We start from the raw sequence: 18,551 nt of genomic DNA, 5'->3' as shown, positions 1-18,551 counted from the left end.
CTGTTGCATACGGTATTTTTGAGATATTAAAGACTGTTAAATCAGGAATCGGGAGGTTCTTTGCCTTGCCGCAAAACGATGGGCAATTATCTTTGTTTTCCTGTTATGAGGTTTCTCGGCTGAATTTTGGGGAAACTTAAAATACCAATAACCATTGACAAAGCAAGTTATATATGTTAAAATATCAAGATAATTCACAGATTATGTGAAAATACAAATTGAAAGGCTGAAATTATGAAAAAATACCTTTCTGCAATAACCGCAATTTTAATGGCATTTTCCCTTGCTGCCTGCTCAAATAAGCAGGAGGACGCCACTGTTTCCGAAGCCGTAAGCGAGACCGTTTCATCGGAGACCTCTGCCGAAGCCGCATCTTCCGAAACAGCGGAAAGCGCTGCTGCAGCCGAAACGTCAGATTTTTCCTACATAGGAAAATGGTATTTTATCAGAACAGATATGACCTCCGAAGGTATGACCCTTGCAATGTCTCTGAAGGATATGGAGGTCACGGGTCTTACCGATGAAAACTCCTTTGTTCTGGATATAAAGGACAGCGGAGTTGTTGATATCAATGCATACGGCGAGACAGCTTCCGCCGAATGGACAGTTTCAGGCAGCGGCATCACAATTACGGGCGACGAGGAAACACTGGGAGCCGACAGGCTGGAATTCACCGCTGAGGACACCGACCTTATCAGAACCGATATTTTCTTTGAAGAAGAGGCTATGAATATGTACTTTGCCAAGGAGGGCAGCCCGAAGATCGAAGAATCAATGAGCAAAAGCCTTCTTGAGCAGTCCTTCGGAGAAATTATGGGCAATATGATGAACGAAAATATGGCGGAAGTCACCCTTGATACTCCCGCAGTTATGACATACGGCGAGGATACAGACGTAATGTTCTGCCGTTTCACCGCTCCCGAAGCAGGCTCCTATACATTCCGCTCTGAAAGCGGCGGACACGATACAGCTGCTGTTTATGACTCATCAAGCTTTGCAGAGACCTTAGATGTTTCCGAAAATACCGAGGGCGGCTTTGAGCTTACCATAGAACTTGAAGCAGAGCAGTCTGTTTACATCGAAGTAACCTCCGACAGCACGGAAGTTACCGTCAGCGCACAGAAAAACTAAACATAGTATAATATGTCACATCGCAGCATTATCGGGCATTTCCGATAGTGCTGCTTTTTTGTTTATGAAAGTTTGGTGAAAAGCTGAAAGCTTTAAGGTAGATTTAAGCTTTTGCGGTTATCATTTAAGCATATCAAGGAAAGGAAGATAGCCGTGAAAACAAAAACAAGCCATAAAAAGCCTATCATAGCCGCAGCAGCCGTTCTTCTTGCAGCAGGAGCGGGAGCGGCGGTATTTGCGGGAGCGTCCGCCTCCGCAGACAGCGAAGGAGAAACAAGCTATCGTGAATACAATGTCTCAAAAGGAGATATAACCGTAGGCGCCGAAGAAAGCGGCACCGTCTCCATCGAGCATACATATGTAACATTCCCCTGCTCCGCAGACGTGCAGGAGGTCTATGTAAAAGAGGGAAACACCGTCAAAGAAGGCGACCCTCTGTTAAAGCTTTCCCCCGAGGATATCGAAGAAGCAAAATACGAGCTTGAAAGCGCAGTAAAGTCAGCAGAGCTTGAGCTTGAAGCCGCAAAGCTTGACCAAAGCACAAAGCTGATTGAAGCAAAGCAGACCCTTGAAAGCTCTCTGCAGAGCGGAAGCTCCGCCGAGACCGACTACGACCTGTACATAACCAAAAACAACGCCTCAAAGCAGTCCTCGGAAAAGCAGCTTGAAAGCCTGAAAAAAGAGCTTGAAGAGTATAAAGCAATGAAGGAGACATATCCCGACGACTATGCCGAATTATGTAAATACGAGGATAAACTTGATGAATATGAAGCAAAGTACAAGGAAATGGAAAGCGTTTACAAGTCATATCAGAAAATTGACGACGCAAATTCCGCAGCCCTTGACGAAATAAAAAGCGAGTATGATGAATATACCGAAAAGATATCCGATACCTCGGAACGTCTGACGGAGCTCAAAAAGAATTACGAGGACGCAAAAGCGGCTTATGACAAGGCTCTTGAGGAATATGAGACCGCCAAGGAAAATTACGAAAGATCCACCTCAAGCTCCACTATAACCGTAACCTCCGACAGCAGCTCGTCAAGCAGCACAGACACATCTTCCGGCTCCTCCTCGGGCACAGACACATCATCAAGTCTTTCCGAAAAGCTTTCTCAGGCAAAGACCGCTCTTGACAAAGCAAGTACTGCCTATAATTCCGCAAACGTTGCGTATTCGGGCTATTACCAAAATCTGGACAGTCAGATAAGCGATAAGATAGAGGAATATGAAAACAGGATAGCCGAAGCGGAAAAAACCTATTCGGCTCACGAAAAGATAACCCAGGCATATAAAAAGCAGCTGGACGAATTTAACGAGGAAGTTTCCGATTTCCGTGAGCAGTACGAGGACGAAAAAGCGGATTTCACCGAAATTTACGGTCAGAATGATGATGAGTCCATTGACGAAAGGATAGACAGCCTCGAGGACAGCATTGCCGAAGCGGAGCTTTCCATCGAAACAGCAGCCGCAGGTGAAGACAGCGACCTTCTCAAAGCCCGTCAGCAGGCGGATTCGGCGCTTGCGCAGGCAGAGTCCGCACAGGCAGTTTACGACCGCACCGTCTCCTCTCTCGAAAACGATATGGAGCGTGCGCAGAACAGCTATGACAAAGCTTTGAAGGAATATAACGATTTCTGCGAAAGCGTTTCCGACGATGGCGTTGTCTATGCGGAAGCAGGCGGCATAATCTCTTCTGTAAACATCTCCGAGGGCGACAGCGTTATGGCGAATATGAGCCTGCTGACCATTCTTGACACGAGATATGGGTATCTCTCCGCCTCCGTTTCCGAGGAAGATATCACATCTCTTGAAACCGATATGGAATGCTCCGTAAGCCTTACCGCATTTGAAAACAAGACCTTTGAGGGCCATATAGATACAATTTCCGCCGAGCCTGCCCGTTCCTCGGGATCTGTCACCTACACCGTCACCGTCAAGCTTGAGGACGAAAGCGGACTGAACGTCCGTGAAGGAATGTCGGGCGAGATAACCTTTATCGAAGGCGGCGTCAGCGATGTAATGTATACAAATGTCAATGCCATCACATTCAGAGACGGCGTTTCCTACGTAAAGATGTACGATGAAAGCGGTCAGATAGTCGAAAAAGAGGTAACAACAGGCTTTTCCGACGGCAGATACGTAGAGATCACCGAAGGCGTTTCCGCAGGGGACAAGGTGCTTGCGGAGATAGAGCTTGCAGGCAAATAACCCTAAGAAGGAAGGACATTGATATGCGGCTTTCAGAGCTTTTGCGAATGGTATTCGTAAACATATTTTCAAGCAAATCAAAATGCGCCCTTACCTCTCTGGGCATTGTGGCAGGCTCGGCGACCATCGTGCTTGTCATAGCCGTGGGACAGGGGGGCAAAATGGACGTTGCCGAGCAGTTCAAGAACCTCAGCGCAGGCGCAATAGAAGTCTCCGCAGGACAAAGCGCCGACTCCATAATGGAAGGTATGATGCAGGGCTTCGGAGGAGCACCCGGCGGCGGAAACAGCGGCGGGATGCCGAATTTCGGAGGCGGACAAATGCCATCGGGGGGCGGAATGCCAAGCTTCGGCGGCGGAGCACCCTCAGGCGGCGGCAATCGTTCGGGCAGCGGAGGAGGAAAAGGCTCCTTTGCACCGTCAATGACAGGCGGCGTTACCCTTACAGAAGAGGACGTGGAGGACATTTCCGCCGTAGTCCCGGGCATAGAGTCCATATCCATACTTGCCAGCGGCGATGCCTCGGTGGAAGGCGGCGACCTTGAGGAGGAGACCACCTATACAGCGGTGGGAGTAGCCCCCGAATATGCGGAAATATCAAATCTTACCGTACAGTACGGCAGCTTTTTTGACGAGGACGCCGAGGAGGACTGCTCCAAGGTATGCGTTTTAGGCTACACGACCGCCCAGAGCATATTCGGCGCCGCCTATCTTGCGGCAGGAGACTATGTTTCCATCGAAGGCAAGAATTACGAGGTCATAGGCGTTCTCAGCTCAATGGGAACGGTCTCCTCGGGAATAAGCCCCGACGAGGCAATATATCTCCCCTACTCCACAGCGAAAAAATACGTGTTTGGAAACAGCATCGAGCCGAAAATATCGGCAGTTGCCTCGGACGTTAACGAAGTCCAGAGCGTAATGGAGAATATCGAAGCGGTGCTTACCCAGAATTATCCCGATGCCAAATTCACCGTCACCGACGCAGGCAGCGAAATGGAAGCGGCTCAGAAATCCGCAAATACTCTACAGACCCTGCTTATCGCCGTAGCTTCAATAGTGTTCATAGTAGGCGGCATAGGAATTATGAACGTACTTTTCGTAACGGTAAGGGAGCGGACGGGAGAGATAGGACTTCTCAAGGCGCTTGGCTGCAAAAAGGGCGTTATCCTCGGAGAATTTCTCCTTGAAGCGGGAGCCATAGCCCTTTTCGGAGGAGCGGTGGGAGTAGCCCTCGGCTATCTGCTTATCCCCGCAGTGGAGCTTACGGGAACAAGAGCGGAGCCTGTGGCATTGGCAGGAGTATTGTCCCTTGTGTTTGCGGTGATAACGGGAACCCTGTTCGGATTTTACCCCGCCTTCAAGGCTTCAAGGCTCACACCCATAGAAGCTCTCGGCAGCGAATAAATAAGGAGATTTTTTGAAAATGAACAGAAAGAATTTTTTTATATTACTTGCAGTCCTCGCCCTCTACAGCGCCGCATTTTCGGGCTGCTCGGAGAATAACGAAAAGGAAAATATCCCCGTACAGACCGCGGCTGTAAACAATTATGTCCCCAAGGAAACGGACAAAACCATCTCGGGCGAGGTCACAAAAATAACGGGAAACCGCATAACCCTTGCCCTTGGAACAGTCTCGGCGGATAATTCACAACCTCCCGAACAGGGCGGCGAAAGCCCGGAAATGAACGGCGAAATGCCCGATATGAGCGGTGATATGCCCGAGGGCGATCTCACTCCCCCAAGCGGTGAAATGCCCCAAATGAATGGTGAAAGACCCGACCGGGGCGGTGAAAGACCCGATATGGGCGGCGAAATGCCCTCACAGGGAAAGGGCGGACGGAGAGGCAGCTCAACAGTGCAAAAAACAGGCGAGGAAGCACAGTACATTCTCCCCGTAGGAATGCCCATAGACGGTCTCAGCGGACGTAATACCGACTATTCGGGCATCACCGCAGGAACCGTTATCACCCTGACGGTGAACGACAAAGGCGTGGTATGCGCAGCGGAGGTGAGCTGATTGAGCGAACCCGTTATCCGAATGAGCGGAATAAAAAAGAGCTACAAAATGGGCGGGAACGTGCTGAACGTCCTCAAAGGCATAAGCCTTACGGTAAACGAGGGCGAATTTCTTGCAATTCTCGGTCCCTCAGGCTCGGGAAAATCCACCCTTATGAACATAATCGGCTGTATGGACAGCTTTGACGAGGGAGAATATTACCTTTCGGGTCAGCCTATCCATTCAATGAACGACAATATGCTCACGGACGTGAGAAACGAGTACATCGGCTTTATTTTCCAGAAATACCACCTTATCACAAAATACACCATTCTCAGAAACGTAATGATGCCCCTGCTTATCAGAGGAGAAACCGCAGCGCAGGCAGAGGTCACCGCAAGGGAGCGGCTCATACAGCTTGGAATGGGCGAGCGTATGGATCATAAGCCCACCGAGCTTTCGGGCGGTCAGCAGCAGAGAGCCGCCATTGCCCGAGCGCTCGTGGGCGACCCGAAGATACTCCTTGCCGACGAACCCACAGGCGCCCTTGACAGCGCAACGGGAAAAGAAGTCTTGAAGCTCTTTCGTGAGCTAAACGAAAAGGGACACACCATCGTTATGATAACCCACGACTTAAACGTGGCACAAAGCGCAGGGCGAATCGTAAGGATAGTGGACGGCGAGCTTTTCGAGGAATAAATTTTACTTGACATTCCGCCAAAAGTGTGATAATATAATAAAAGAGTCACTTGTGATGAATTTCGCAGGCGCACGAAGGGGGACACCACCTCGGGTGTCAGCTTTCGTGCGCCCTTTTTAATTTTTAACCGGAAAGGGCGGATAAGAAAAATGGCAGTAATATGCGGCAAAAGCACTCCCGAAGCGGACGGAAAAACTCTCTCCGAATATATCCTGCAGGCAGGCTACACGTCAGGCAGGATAGCTGTTGAATACAACGGCGAGATACTCCCGAAGGCAGATTATGACAAGACCGTCATAGCCTCCTCGGACGATATCGAGATAGTCGAATTTATGGGCGGCGGCTGATAAGCTCCGAAAAAAATTATAGAAAGGCAATACAGAAAATGGAAGATAAGCTTATTTTAGGCGGACACGAGTTCACCTCAAGATTTATTTTAGGCTCGGGAAAATATTCCCTTGACCTCATAAAGGCAGCTGTAGAAAACGCAGGCGCACAGATAATAACCCTTGCCCTCAGACGGGCAAACAGCGGCGGAGCGGCAAATATCCTTGATTATATCCCCGAAGGCGTGACCCTTCTCCCAAACACCTCAGGCGCAAGAAACGCCGAAGAAGCGGTGCGTATCGCAAGGCTCTCAAGGGAGCTTGGCTGCGGAGATTTCGTGAAGATCGAGGTTATCAGAGACTCAAAATATCTCCTCCCCGACAATTACGAGACCATAAAGGCAACGGAAATTCTTGCAAATGAAGGCTTTGTGGTCCTCCCCTATATGTACCCCGACCTCAACGCCGCAAGAGACCTTGTAAATGCAGGAGCCACCGCAGTAATGCCCCTTGCCGCACCCATTGGCACCAACAGGGGACTGTGCACAAAGGATTTCATAAAGATACTCATTGACGAGATAGATCTGCCCATAATAGTTGACGCAGGCATAGGCAAGCCCTCCCAGGCGTGCGAGGTAATGGAAATGGGTGCCGCCGCCGTAATGGCAAACACCGCCATCGCCACCGCAGGAAATATCCCCGCAATGGCAGAAGCCTTCAGAAAAGCCATCGAAGCAGGCAGAACCGCATACCTTGCCAAAACGGGACGGGTAAGAGAGACCGCAAGCGCCTCCTCCCCCCTTACAGGCTTTCTGCACGATTAAAGGAGTGATAAAATGTCTCGCATAAACCATATGCAGTACCTTGAAGGAATGGAAAATATCGGCTCTGAGATACAGGACAAGGTAATAACCGCAATGAACGGCTATGCCCCCGAAAAATTCACCGCCGCCGATGTAAGAAACGCCCTTGACAGCGAGATCTGCACCCCCGAAAATTATATGGCGCTCCTCTCCCCCGCCGCCGAGCCGTTTCTTGAGGAAATGGCAGAAAAGGCAATGAAGGAGCGAATGAAGCATTTCGGCAATTCCGTTTATATGTTCACCCCCCTCTACATCGCAAACTACTGTGAAAACCAGTGCGTCTACTGCGGGTTTAACTGCAGGAATAAAATAAAAAGAGCAAGGCTCAATGCCGAAGAGATCGAAAAGGAAATGCAGGCAATTTCAGCCTCGGGCTTGCAGGAAATACTTATCCTCACAGGCGAGAGCCGAAAATATTCCGATTTAGAATATATCGGAGAAGCCTGCAAAATAGCAAGTAAATATTTTCGTGTAGTGGGACTTGAAGTCTACCCGATGAACTCCGATGAATATAAATATCTCCACGAATGCGGCGCAGATTTTGTCACCGTTTTTCAGGAAACCTACAATTCCGACAAATACGAGCAGCTCCATTTAGGCGGCCACAAGCGCATTTTCCCCTACCGCATAAACGCCCAGGAAAGAGCTTTAATGGGCGGAATGAGAGGAGTAGGCTTTGCCGCACTTTTAGGACTTGACGATTTCCGGAAAGATGCCTTTGCCGCAGGCTATCACGCCCACCTTATCCAGAAAAAATACCCCCACGCCGAAATAGCAATGTCCTGCCCCAGACTTCGCCCCACCAAAGCGGACGAGACCATAAATCCCCGTGACGTAGGCGAAAGACAGCTTTTGCAGGTAATATGCGCCTACCGCATTTTCCTGCCCTACGCAAGCATAACCATCTCCACCAGAGAATGTGAGCGTTTCCGCAACAATGTCATAAAGCTTGCCGCCACGAAAATATCCGCAGGAGTAAACGTGGGAATAGGCGAGCACAGCGACTCTGCCGACAAGGGAGACGAGCAGTTCGAGATATCCGACCCGAGAACCGTTTCGGAGGTCTACACAGCCATAGAAGAAATGGGACTCCAGCCCGTAATGCACGATTATATCTATGTTTAAGGTAATATGCGTAACTCAGATGTACGCAGCTGAAAATTTTTTCACACAGCTTGAAAAAATATGCGCCGCAGGTATCGACCGAGTGATACTCAGAGAAAAAACGCTCACCGAAGCGGATTACAAAGCCCTTGCGAAAAGGGTGATAAAAATATGCGGAAAATACAATACTCCCCTATCCCTTCATACCTTTACCGAAACCGCAAAACGACTTGACTGCAAAGCCATTCACCTGTCATATGCTGATTTCACAGCAGGCAAAGGAGAAGGCTTTGAGACCGTAGGAGTGTCTGTTCATTCCCTTAACGAAGCCATATCGGCAGAAAGATCGGGAGCCTCCTACATCACCGCTGGACACATCTTCCCCACCGACTGCAAAAAAAACCTTCCCCCCAGAGGAACGGACTTCCTAAGAGAAATATGTGAAACAGTCCATATCCCCGTTTACGCCATTGGCGGCATAACCCCCGAAAACGCCCCCCTCGTGAAAACGGCGGGAGCCTCGGGCGTCTGCCTGATGTCGGGGCTTATGAAAGCAAGGGAGCCGGGGGATATCATCGGAAAAATCAAGAACTGCTGAACAATTCACATTTCCCTGCCAAGCGGCGGGGAATATTTTTATCCCGAATTTCTTGACCCCCATTCCTCCCTCGTTACCCCATAAACCGCCGTTACCTCATTTTCGCCGTCGGTAAACTCCTCAAGAAACCTCATACCGTTAGCCCTCGCCACCGCCGCCGAAGGGATATTCTCCTTTTTCATATAGGAGTACAAAATATTAAAAGGGGTGTTTTCAAAAGCCCAGTCCCTGCAGGCACGAGCCGCCTCACCAGCATACCCCCGCCGCTGAAACCGCTTTGCAATGTGATAACCTATCTCGGGTCTGATAATTCCGTTAATGTCCTGCATAGTAACGCCGCAGTCCCCGATGACCTCCCCCGTCTCTTTCAGGACCACCGCCCAAAGCCCGAAGCCGAATATCTCATAACGCAGGATATTTTTCTCTATCCACCCTCTCACACGCCCCTTGTCAAAAGTATAGGGATAATGTCTCATAATATCCGAATCCCCTAAAACAGCATACATCGCCTCAAAATCGTCCATACACATTTCACGAAGAATAAGCCTTTCCGTTTCAAGTCTCATAAAAATACCCCCTAAAAAAATATTGCAGGATAATTATAGCACAAATGTTCGTAAATGTCAATATACAATATGCAAGAATATTTCTCAATGCATTTAGCACATTTGTTCATATCAATAAAAGTTCCCCGAATAAATCTATCCATTAAAAATTTACTTTTTCTATAAAAATACGGCTTGCAGAAAAGCGTGGATTATGAGATAATATAAATAAGTATTATTACATACAAGAAAGAAATGAGGTATTGCCAATGTCCCACCAGACAGTTATCGTTCTTGACTTCGGCGGTCAGTATAATCAGCTTATCGCAAGACGTGTGCGTGAATGCGGCGTTTACTGCGAGGTAAAATCCTATAAAACTCCCCTTGAGGAGATAAAAGCCGCAAACCCCGCAGGAATAATCTTCACAGGCGGTCCCAACAGCGTATATCTCGAAACATCTCCGAGAATTAGCAGGGAGATATTCGAGCTTGGCATTCCCGTGCTGGGCATATGCTACGGCTGCCAGCTTATGGCGTATACCCTTGGCGGAGAAGTGTCCACCTGCGTCACATCGGAATACGGCAAGACCGAAACGGAATATGACAAGTCGAGCCTGCTTTTCGGCAGCATATCCGATATGCCAGAAAAAGCAGTATCGTGGATGAGCCATACCGACTATGTTTCCAAAGTACCCGAGGGCTTTAGGATAACCGCCCATACCGCAAACTGCCCCGCCGCCGCAATGGAAAACAAGGAAAAGAAGCTCTATGCCGTTCAGTTCCACCCCGAGGTAAATCACACTCAGTACGGCATAAAAATGATAGACAGCTTCCTTAAAAATGTCTGCGGCTGCACAGGCGACTGGACAATGGCGGGTTACGCCAAGACCGCAATAAACGATATCAGAGCCAAAGTAGGCGACGGAAAAGTCCTGCTTGCGCTTTCGGGCGGCGTTGACAGCTCAGTTGCCGCAGCACTCCTTGCAAAGGCAGTAGGCAGCCAGCTCACCTGTATTTTCGTAGACCACGGCTTTATGAGAAAGAACGAAGGCGACGAGGTAGAAGCCGCATTTGCTGACTGGGGAATAAATTTCGTAAGAGTAAACGCCAAGGAGCAGTTTATGTCAAAGCTCAGAGGCGTGTCCGACCCCGAGACCAAGAGAAAGACCATCGGCGAGGAATTTATCCGTGTATTCGAGCGTGAAGCAAAGAAGATAGGAGTTGTGGATTATCTTGTTCAGGGAACCATCTACCCCGACGTTATCGAAAGCGGAGCAGGCGACGCCGCAGTAATAAAATCCCACCACAACGTAGGCGGACTCCCCGACTATGTGGATTTCAAGGAAATAATCGAGCCTCTGAGACTTCTTTTCAAGGACGAGGTAAGAGCGCTGGGACGTGAGCTTGGACTCTCCGATATCCTTGTAGACCGCCAGCCCTTCCCCGGTCCCGGACTTGCCATCAGAATTATCGGCGAGATAACCGATGAAAAGCTTGATATCCTCAAGGACGCCGACTTCATCTTCCGTGAAGAGATAGCAAAGGCAGGACTTGACAAGACCGTAAATCAGTATTTTGCAGTCCTCACCAACAACCGCTCCGTAGGCGTAATGGGTGACGGCAGAACATACGATTATACCCTTGCCCTCAGAGCGGTTGAGACCTCCGACTTTATGACCGCTGAGTTCTCCCGTATCCCCTATGATGTCCTCGCTGCGGCTTCAAACAGGATCGTCAACGAGGTCAAGAACATCAACAGAGTAGTGTACGACATCACCACCAAGCCCCCCGCAACTATCGAGTGGGAATAAGTAAATTCATCCCGAAAACCTCGCAGCAATGAGGTTTTCGGGATTTTTTGATATTCGTTCTTATGAATGTCTGCCGTAATAATAAGCAGAATAGAATTTATATTTTTATCGTTCACCTATTGACATTTTACAAAAGCTATGATATAATCCCTTTAGTGGTATAGTGATATATACGAGTATACCACCTCAAGTAAGAATAGGAGTATTGACCTGAAATGGCTCAGAATAATGATCAGCTTGCTTATATAAAGCTTAAGGAATGGCTTGAAGATGAAATTCTGGCAGGCTCATTTCCCGAAAATACGCAGATACCGTCTGTGGCAGATCTTTCCGTGAGCTTTAAGCTCAACCACATTACGGTGCTCAAAAGTGTGAATTTGCTTGCCGAAGCAGAGATACTTTATAAAAAAAGGGGCGTGGGAATGTTCGTGGCTGAGGGCGCAGTCAGTAAGATCAGAACCGAGCGGCAGGGCGAGTTTTACAGCAAATATATCGTGTCAATGGTATCCGAGGCTAAAAAGCTGGGGATACCCGCCAACGAGCTTCTTAAAATGACAGAAAGGGGTTATGAAAATGAGTGAGCTTATTATTGAAAATGTAACCAAAAAATACGGAAAGAACCTTATCCTTGACGATGTTTCCCTGAAACTTATGCAGGGGCATTGCTACGGGCTTCTGGGAAGAAACGGCGCAGGCAAATCCACGCTTATAAACATTATAATGCAGCGCTGTCCGAGAAATAGCGGAAAGATACTCCTTGACGGAAAGCCTGTGGACAATAACGACAAGCTGCTTTCAAGAATGTTCTGTATGAGCGACAGCGCAGTCTACCCTGCCGAGTTCAAGCTGAAAACCATTTTTTCAATAACCGCCGCAATGTATCCCGCCTTTGATACGGGATATGCAGAGAAACTGTCGGAGTTGTTCGGACTTGACCTGAAAAAGCGTGTGGGAAAGCTTTCCACAGGCTATAATACAATTTACAAAGTGATACTTGCCCTGGCTTCAAATGCGGATTTTATATTTCTTGACGAGCCTGTGCTGGGAATTGACGTTAACCAGCGTGAGACATTCTATCGTGAGCTTGCAAGAAAGATAAGCGAAAGCAATTCCTGCTTTGTAGTCTCCACCCATATAATCGAGGAAATGCAGAATCTTATTGACACCGTTATCATTCTCCACAAGGGAAAGATACTTCTCTGCGAAGAAACGGAAAAGCTTTTGACCGAATATACCTCTGTCAGCGGCAAGGCAGAGCTTGTAGACAGCTTTATAGAGGGCAAAGAAGTAGCAGGCTGTGAAAATATGAGCCTTTTCAAAACTGCCGTAATAAAGGGCACTTTTGATGATATCCCCGAGGGACTTAACTGCGATACAGCAGACCTGCAAAAGCTTTTCTACTTTTTGACAGGCGGCTCTCCCGACTTGCTGTGAAAGGAATGACGCAAATGAAAAACAGAATAATTAACGGCATAATTTCTTTTTCGGCTGAGGTCAAAGCTTCATCAAATTTTTCCTGATCTATTGGTTTATCCAGAAATCTGAAATCTTTGATCTTAAACGCTTCGGGCATAAATTCAGTATGACTTGTAAGAAAAATAATTATTCCGTCATAATTCATTTCTCGCAGCTTAAAGGCTGTTTCCATACCGCTCAGCCCCGGCATTTCAATATCCAGGAACAAAATGTTGAAATCGAGGACGGAATTTGTCAGTTCTTCTCCGGAATTGAAATAAACTATCTGATATTTATTGCTCCTGCTTTGAAGTTTATAAATTATCTCATCAACAAAGATCTGTTCATCGTCACATACAGCAATTTTGTAAAGCATAAATTTTGTCCTCCAAATATTTATACTTTTATTATACATCATCACTGCTTAAAATACAATACCGTTCACCGTCTGAGAATTGCCGTTTACCGGCTAAGTTTTTGCCCTACCCACCATAACAAGCGTCACTTCTGCTCGCTGTTACAGCCGAAAATATCAAGATACCCCGAAAAAGAATCCGCAGACGCCAAAACCTGCTCCTGACATAATATTTCGCCAAAGCCATATGCGGCGTGAACAAAGGGTATTTCCGCCTTGAGCGCCGCATTGTGATCTCCGTTGGTATCACCGACATAGGCTGCGCTCACACAGCTGTGTCTTTTCATAAGAAGCCGTATAGTAATACTTTTCTGCACCTTTGTATCTCCCCAGCACAGATATCCCGAAAAATATTTTCCAAAACCGCTGAATTTCAAAAAAGCTTCAATATATCCGCATTGACAGTTGCTTACTATAAACAGCCTGTGATCCTGAGCAAGCTGTTTCAGCGTTTCCTCCTCATTGCTGTATATCGTACCGCCCTGTTCGGAAACATATTCGTTTTCATATGCCATACATTTTTCAAGTACACTAAGCTGTATGTCATCGGGAAGCATAGGAAAGAAATGCCGTGCCAGACCGTCCATCGTCATTCCCATTGTGCTCCGAAGCTCATCGCCTGATATACATATTCCGTCAAGGCACGGGATAGCAAGTTTTTTTACAGCAATATTCCAGGACTTGGCAACATTATCGGCGCTGTCCCAGAGAGTTCCGTCAAGGTCGAAAATGATGCTTTCAACATTTATCTTACTCATCTTTATCCTCACTTTTATCAAGTCTGCTTTTTAAAAGCTGCACGCCCGATATAATATCAGCGACATATGGTGCAGCATATTCGATCGTTCTGTCGGCGGCATTTGCAGATCGTTTTATTGCCGTAAAAATACTGTCCCAATCGGTGGTGCCGCTTCTGATCGGAAGATGACTGTCGGTTGTACCGTCATTATCGTGAAAATGGAAGCCTGCTATCCTCTCTCCGAGTGTATCAATAAGCGCAGGGATATCCCAGCCGTTGGCGTGAGCGTGTCCCGTATCCACAAGAAATTCAAGCGACCTGTTCTCAGCAAGAGAAATAAAATCTGACAGCTCTGCAACAAGACTGCTGTTATATCCGAAGCCTACGTTTTCGACAGCAATACGCAGACCAAATTCCTTAGCAATATCTGCGGCCATTGCCATTCGCTCGGGCAGAATAGCTTTCTGTACTGCAATATCTTCTGCACTTCGGGGTGCAAGACTGTTAGTATGTATAACGGCGTATCCTGCCCCCAGACTCTGTGCCAGCTCGAAACAAGCCTTATGCTTATCAAGAGTATATTCAAGATCAAGCGAACCTTTGGGTGCAAGCAGACAGCAGCCCTCCATCGGGCAATGCATACCAAGATTTACATTCTGCAGAAATTTCTCATAATACTTTGCTTCATAGAATGGGATGCTGTCATAAAAAAGTTCAAATCCTATATCATTTATGTTATTGCGGCGAAGCTCCTCCGCAAATTCAAGAAGCTTTCTTCCTACGAGGGGATAGGTACTGATATAATACATAGACTTTCTCCTTATTTTATTCCCGAGGTCGCAAAGCTCTGCATAAACTGCTTCTGGAAAATAACAAATATCACAAGCAGAGGAAGTACAACTACCAGAGTTGCCGCACAGGTAGCGCTCCAGTTTGCGCCTGTTTCCGCAGCCATTGCAAATATGGCAAGTCCGAGAGTAAGGGGTCTGTTTTTCTCGGAATTTATCATTACCAGCGGCCACAGGAAATTGTTCCATTGATATGAAGCGGAAACCAGTCCGAATGCAATATACACGGGCTTTAACAGCGGCACATAAATTGTTGTGATGATACGCATCATTCCGCAGCCGTCTATCTTTGCCGCTTCCTCCAGCTCATATGGAATGGTTTTTACGGTCTGTCTCATCATAAGGATACCCATTGCGGAAGCGAAAAAAGGAAGAATTACACCTATCTTTGTGTCTGCAAGTCCCATATTGCTGATAAATTTGTAATTTGGCATAATAAGCACGTCCGCCGAGACCATCATCTGAGTCAGAAAGAGCATAAACAGTACATTCTTACCATAAAAATCAATTCGTGCAAAAGCATAACCTGCGAGTGTGATAGAAATAAACTGAACAAAAAGCACAGCTGCCACCATAAAAATGGTGTTTAAATAATATTGTCCGAAGGGTGCCGAATCAAGAATGTTTTTTATGTTTTCAAGTGTGGGTGCCGATGCCTTGAACAGCTGCAGCGAGTCAGCTGCAGGGACAAGAGCGGTCCTTATCATCCATAAAAGCGGCACAAGTGTAATTACTGCCAATGCAAACATCACTATATATGAAATTATGAGCGCAGGTGTTATCTCATATTTTTTTATACGGGACTGCCTGTTTTCTTCCCGCTTTGCCTGTATGCGCTCGGAAATGCGGAGCAAAAACGGTTTTGAAGCAGTTTTTTCATTTATCATAATATCCACCGTCCTTTTATCAGCTGTAATATGTGTTCCTGTCCTGGGTAAAGAACTGCACTCCTGTGATAACAAGCAGCATTGCCACAAGAACGACCGTCATTGCAGAAGCTCTTCCTGCGTCCCAGAAATCAAAGCCTGTCTGGAAAATGTAATACAGCAGCATATTTGTGGTGTTGTTGGGACCTCCCTTGGTCATTATGTAGAGATGATCCACCATTTTATATGCGTTTGTCAGAGAAATGATTGACACATATATCGTAGTGGGACGAAGCAGCGGCCACGTTATGGTGCGGAATATCTGAAAAGGAGTGGCACCGTCAAGCTTTGCCGCTTCATAAAGCTCGCCCGAAATTCCCTGAAGTCCCGAAATGTAGAAGATCATCAGATAGCCTGCCTGCTTCCAGATAAGCATAATGATAATTCCCCAGATAGCTGTTTTGGGATCTGAAAGCACTCTCAGGTCGGAGCCAAGCTGTCCCAGAAGTCCGTAGCCCGGCGTGTAGATAAAAAGCCATATATTTGCAACAGCTACCATAGGAAGTATCGTTGGATAGAAAAATGCCGTTCTTGCAAAGGATTTACCGATACGTATCCTGTCGGTAAAAAGCGCCATTGCAACGGATAATATTATACTTACGGGGACTGTCACCGCCGCAATAAGAAGATTATTTTTAAACGACTGAACAAATACAGCGTCCTTTGCAAGCCCGGTATAATTTTTAAGTCCCACAAACTGCGGAGTGATGACAGAAAGATTATCCTTGAAAAGACTTGAATAAATGCTGCTGCCGATGGGATAAAGAGTGAACAAAAAAAGGAAAATGAATGCAGGCAGAAGCATTGCATAGGCAATAAATGAGTTTTTCATCTTCTTTCTGCGGTCGGCTTTTGAAAGAACGATTTTTTCTTTTTTCACCCGTTTTATGATTTTTTCTGACATATATCAACCAACTTTCATATGTGCGATCATTTTACAGAAAACCTCCTGCGAAAGTAAAGCACCTTTGCAGAAGGTTTTCGTGTTAAGGAGAAATATGAAAAATTCAAAATGAAGGAAGTTATCTGTACTGGGAAAGTATTGCGTCTGCCTGCTCCTGAGCCTGCTGCATTGCAGTTTCGGCGTCCATAGAGCCTGTCATTACCGCTTCGATGGCAGTATCAAGAATATCCTGAACGCTGCCCTGATCGTATACGGAGAACTCTGCGTGACCGTATTCAAGCTGGTCTCTTGCAACGAGAGCCTGAGGGAAATCCGTTGTGTACTTTATCATACGCTCTGTTTCGTAAGCCTCGGGTCTTGTTGCAACATAGCCTGTGTCAATGCTCCACTGAGCAACTCTTTCGGGGTCGTTTGTCATCCACTTGATAAATGTGTAAGCCGCCTGAGTCTGCTCCTCGGGCACGCCCTTGAAGAGGTAGAAGTTTCCGCCGCCTGTGGGTGAGCCAAAGGACTCGTCTGCGGGAAGCTTTGCCGTACCGAAATCAAATGTAGCATTCTTTTTGATGTTTGTGAGATTTCCTGTTGTGTGGTAGATCATAGCCGCTCTTCCCTCAAGGAAATCGGTGGGAGTGGTTGACCAGGCACTTGTGCCGGGAGCCTGATATCCGTTATCGGAAAGGCTCTTCCAGAAGTTAATGCCCTTAATGGTTCTGGGGTCGTTGAAGTAAACCTCGGTGCCTGTATCGTTCATAAGATTGAAACCGTTCTGCTGATTGCAGAAGGTCTGGAGCATCCAGTATGCGTAACCTGCCTTGTCGGAGGGTATCTGGATACCGTATCTTGTTGTCGTGCCGTTTTCGACCTTGGTAAGCTTCTGTGCATATTCCTCAAGCTCAGACCAAGTGGTGGGAGGTGTCTCGGGGTCAAGACCAACTTCTTTGTATGCGTCCTTGTTGTAATAAAGGATTATTGTGCTTCGCTGCCAGGGGATACCGTAAGTAAGGTCGCCGCAGCGGCTGTTTTCCATAAATCCGTCATAAAATCCGCCCAGCCATTCCTTATCCTCATCGGTGGTGGCAAAGCTGTTAAAATCGTAAATAGCGTCCATTGAAAGCAGAGAATAGAGGTCAATAGAGAACATCAGCGCAATTGCAGGAGTATTTCCCGATTTGATAGCTGCCTGCACCTTTGTACGGGTCTCGGCATAGGTGCCTGCGTATACGGGATTTACTGTGATGTTTGGATATTCCTCGTGAAATTCATTGCAGAGATTACTGATGAGCACATCGGGACCGCCGCCTACCGAAACGGGGAAATACATATCGAGTGTAATAGGCTCTTCATTTGACTGAGTATCGCTTGACTGAGTATCGCTGCCTGCCGCAGATGTATCTGCATTTTCATTTTTTTGAGCTGAGGTCGTGTCTGATGCAGAGGTGTTTGTACTATCCGTCTGTGTTCCGCCTGCACAGCCTGTGAGAGCCGAGAGACTCATAATTCCGGCTAAAATACAAGTGAGAATTTTTCGTGTTTTCATCTGAAAATACACTCCTTTGATTATTTGCAAATCTTTTTTTTACCACTTTATATTATCACGCAATATTCTCAAAGTCAATGGAGTTTACAAACATTTCTCTATGATTTACCCTAATTTTTATATATGGTTTAAAAGTTTATATTTACTGCATATTTCGGAAATTTTCTGTTTCGGTCAAACCAAAACATATCTTATTCATTACGGATGACCTAAAAAAAGAAACAGTAAAGAACAGCAACTTTTGCCGCTGTTCTTTACTGTTTGCCTGTATTTTGTATAGTTATAATTTGGTAATAGATGCGTTTTGATATTGTCAATATCCCTTGACACATTTTCCACCCAAAATGCAAAATAAGTATGGAATCAGCTCTCCGAAATGGAACAAATATCCATGGAGCGTAGCGGAATGGATATTTGTTCCATTTCGGGCGTCGCCCGGTCAG

19 protein-coding genes are annotated in these 18,551 nt (G+C 46.8%); 12 read left to right on the top strand and 7 right to left on the bottom strand.

Going from position 1 to position 18,551, the window contains the following annotated elements; translation table 11 throughout:
- The first annotated feature begins 234 nt into the window (after window positions 1–234).
- The 9 genes from ACR0QN_RS12120 to ACR0QN_RS12080 all read left to right on the top strand — a co-directional run bounded on the left by ACR0QN_RS12120 (window position 235) and on the right by ACR0QN_RS12080 (window position 8,928).
- Window positions 235–1,131 (top strand): hypothetical protein, encoded by an 897-nt coding sequence (locus ACR0QN_RS12120; protein ID WP_432651474.1) that lies wholly within the window; start codon window positions 235–237, stop codon window positions 1,129–1,131.
- A 153-nt stretch (window positions 1,132–1,284) separates the two neighbouring features.
- The gene (locus ACR0QN_RS12115) at window positions 1,285–3,342 is read left to right on the top strand and encodes an efflux RND transporter periplasmic adaptor subunit (protein WP_432651473.1); all 2,058 of its coding nucleotides are present in this window, start codon (window positions 1,285–1,287) and stop codon (window positions 3,340–3,342) included.
- 23 nt (window positions 3,343–3,365) lie between these two features.
- Window positions 3,366–4,745, top strand: coding sequence for an ABC transporter permease (locus tag ACR0QN_RS12110; RefSeq protein ID WP_432651472.1), 1,380 nt, complete (start codon window positions 3,366–3,368; stop codon window positions 4,743–4,745).
- Between the two features lie 19 nt (window positions 4,746–4,764).
- Window positions 4,765–5,358, top strand: coding sequence for a hypothetical protein (locus tag ACR0QN_RS12105; RefSeq protein ID WP_432651471.1), 594 nt, complete (start codon window positions 4,765–4,767; stop codon window positions 5,356–5,358).
- Window positions 5,359–6,036 carry an ABC transporter ATP-binding protein gene (locus tag ACR0QN_RS12100; protein WP_432651470.1) on the top strand — a complete coding sequence of 226 codons (678 nt, stop codon included), beginning with the start codon at window positions 5,359–5,361 and terminating at the stop codon, window positions 6,034–6,036. It abuts the gene before it with no gap.
- Between the two features lie 150 nt (window positions 6,037–6,186).
- A complete protein-coding gene (gene thiS / locus ACR0QN_RS12095) occupies window positions 6,187–6,384 on the top strand; it encodes a sulfur carrier protein ThiS (protein ID WP_432651469.1) in 198 nt (65 codons plus the stop codon).
- A 38-nt stretch (window positions 6,385–6,422) separates the two neighbouring features.
- A complete protein-coding gene (locus tag ACR0QN_RS12090) occupies window positions 6,423–7,187 on the top strand; it encodes a thiazole synthase (protein WP_432651468.1) in 765 nt (254 codons plus the stop codon).
- A gap of 12 nt (window positions 7,188–7,199) precedes the next feature.
- A complete protein-coding gene (thiH, locus tag ACR0QN_RS12085) occupies window positions 7,200–8,351 on the top strand; it encodes a 2-iminoacetate synthase ThiH (protein ID WP_432651467.1) in 1,152 nt (383 codons plus the stop codon).
- A complete protein-coding gene (locus ACR0QN_RS12080) occupies window positions 8,344–8,928 on the top strand; it encodes a thiamine phosphate synthase (protein ID WP_432651466.1) in 585 nt (194 codons plus the stop codon). The genes thiH and ACR0QN_RS12080 overlap by 8 nt, the downstream gene beginning before the upstream one ends.
- 38 nt (window positions 8,929–8,966) lie before the next feature.
- Here ACR0QN_RS12080 and ACR0QN_RS12075 read toward each other — a convergent pair whose 3' ends face one another.
- On the bottom strand, window positions 8,967–9,494 hold the full coding sequence (locus ACR0QN_RS12075) for a GNAT family N-acetyltransferase (protein ID WP_432651465.1): 528 nt from the start codon (window positions 9,492–9,494) through the stop codon (window positions 8,967–8,969).
- A gap of 248 nt (window positions 9,495–9,742) precedes the next feature.
- On the opposite strand from ACR0QN_RS12075, the gene guaA reads away from it, so the two are divergent.
- From guaA to ACR0QN_RS12060, 3 genes are all read left to right on the top strand, one after another.
- Complete coding sequence (gene guaA / locus ACR0QN_RS12070; protein ID WP_432651464.1) at window positions 9,743–11,284, top strand: glutamine-hydrolyzing GMP synthase; 1,542 nt, start codon at window positions 9,743–9,745, stop codon at window positions 11,282–11,284.
- Between the two features lie 215 nt (window positions 11,285–11,499).
- Window positions 11,500–11,865 carry a GntR family transcriptional regulator gene (locus ACR0QN_RS12065; protein WP_432651463.1) on the top strand — a complete coding sequence of 122 codons (366 nt, stop codon included), beginning with the start codon at window positions 11,500–11,502 and terminating at the stop codon, window positions 11,863–11,865.
- Window positions 11,858–12,718, top strand: coding sequence for an ATP-binding cassette domain-containing protein (locus tag ACR0QN_RS12060; protein WP_432651462.1), 861 nt, complete (start codon window positions 11,858–11,860; stop codon window positions 12,716–12,718). The genes ACR0QN_RS12065 and ACR0QN_RS12060 overlap by 8 nt, the downstream gene beginning before the upstream one ends.
- Here the strand turns inward: ACR0QN_RS12060 and ACR0QN_RS12055 are convergent.
- From ACR0QN_RS12055 to ACR0QN_RS12030, 6 genes are all read right to left on the bottom strand, one after another.
- Window positions 12,648–13,157 (bottom strand): LytR/AlgR family response regulator transcription factor, encoded by a 510-nt coding sequence (locus ACR0QN_RS12055; RefSeq protein ID WP_432651461.1) that lies wholly within the window; start codon window positions 13,155–13,157, stop codon window positions 12,648–12,650. The two genes, ACR0QN_RS12060 and ACR0QN_RS12055, sit on opposite strands and share 71 nt — an antisense overlap.
- An 83-nt stretch (window positions 13,158–13,240) precedes the next feature.
- Window positions 13,241–13,912 carry an HAD family hydrolase gene (locus ACR0QN_RS12050; protein ID WP_432651460.1) on the bottom strand — a complete coding sequence of 224 codons (672 nt, stop codon included), beginning with the start codon at window positions 13,910–13,912 and terminating at the stop codon, window positions 13,241–13,243.
- Entirely contained in the window at window positions 13,905–14,702 is a 798-nt protein-coding gene (locus tag ACR0QN_RS12045; protein ID WP_432651459.1) for a sugar phosphate isomerase/epimerase family protein, read from the bottom strand. The genes ACR0QN_RS12050 and ACR0QN_RS12045 overlap by 8 nt, the downstream gene beginning before the upstream one ends.
- 11 nt (window positions 14,703–14,713) lie before the next feature.
- Window positions 14,714–15,628 (bottom strand): carbohydrate ABC transporter permease, encoded by a 915-nt coding sequence (locus ACR0QN_RS12040; protein ID WP_432651458.1) that lies wholly within the window; start codon window positions 15,626–15,628, stop codon window positions 14,714–14,716.
- Between the two features lie 19 nt (window positions 15,629–15,647).
- Window positions 15,648–16,547 (bottom strand): carbohydrate ABC transporter permease, encoded by a 900-nt coding sequence (locus ACR0QN_RS12035; RefSeq protein ID WP_432651457.1) that lies wholly within the window; start codon window positions 16,545–16,547, stop codon window positions 15,648–15,650.
- 142 nt (window positions 16,548–16,689) lie between these two features.
- A complete protein-coding gene (locus tag ACR0QN_RS12030) occupies window positions 16,690–18,108 on the bottom strand; it encodes an ABC transporter substrate-binding protein (RefSeq protein ID WP_432651456.1) in 1,419 nt (472 codons plus the stop codon).
- Window positions 18,109–18,551 lie beyond the last annotated feature (443 nt).

The organism is Huintestinicola sp. (assembly GCF_050874005.1).
Classification (GTDB): domain Bacteria; phylum Bacillota; class Clostridia; order Oscillospirales; family Ruminococcaceae; genus Huintestinicola.
This window is presented reverse-complemented; position numbering and strand designations above follow the sequence as displayed.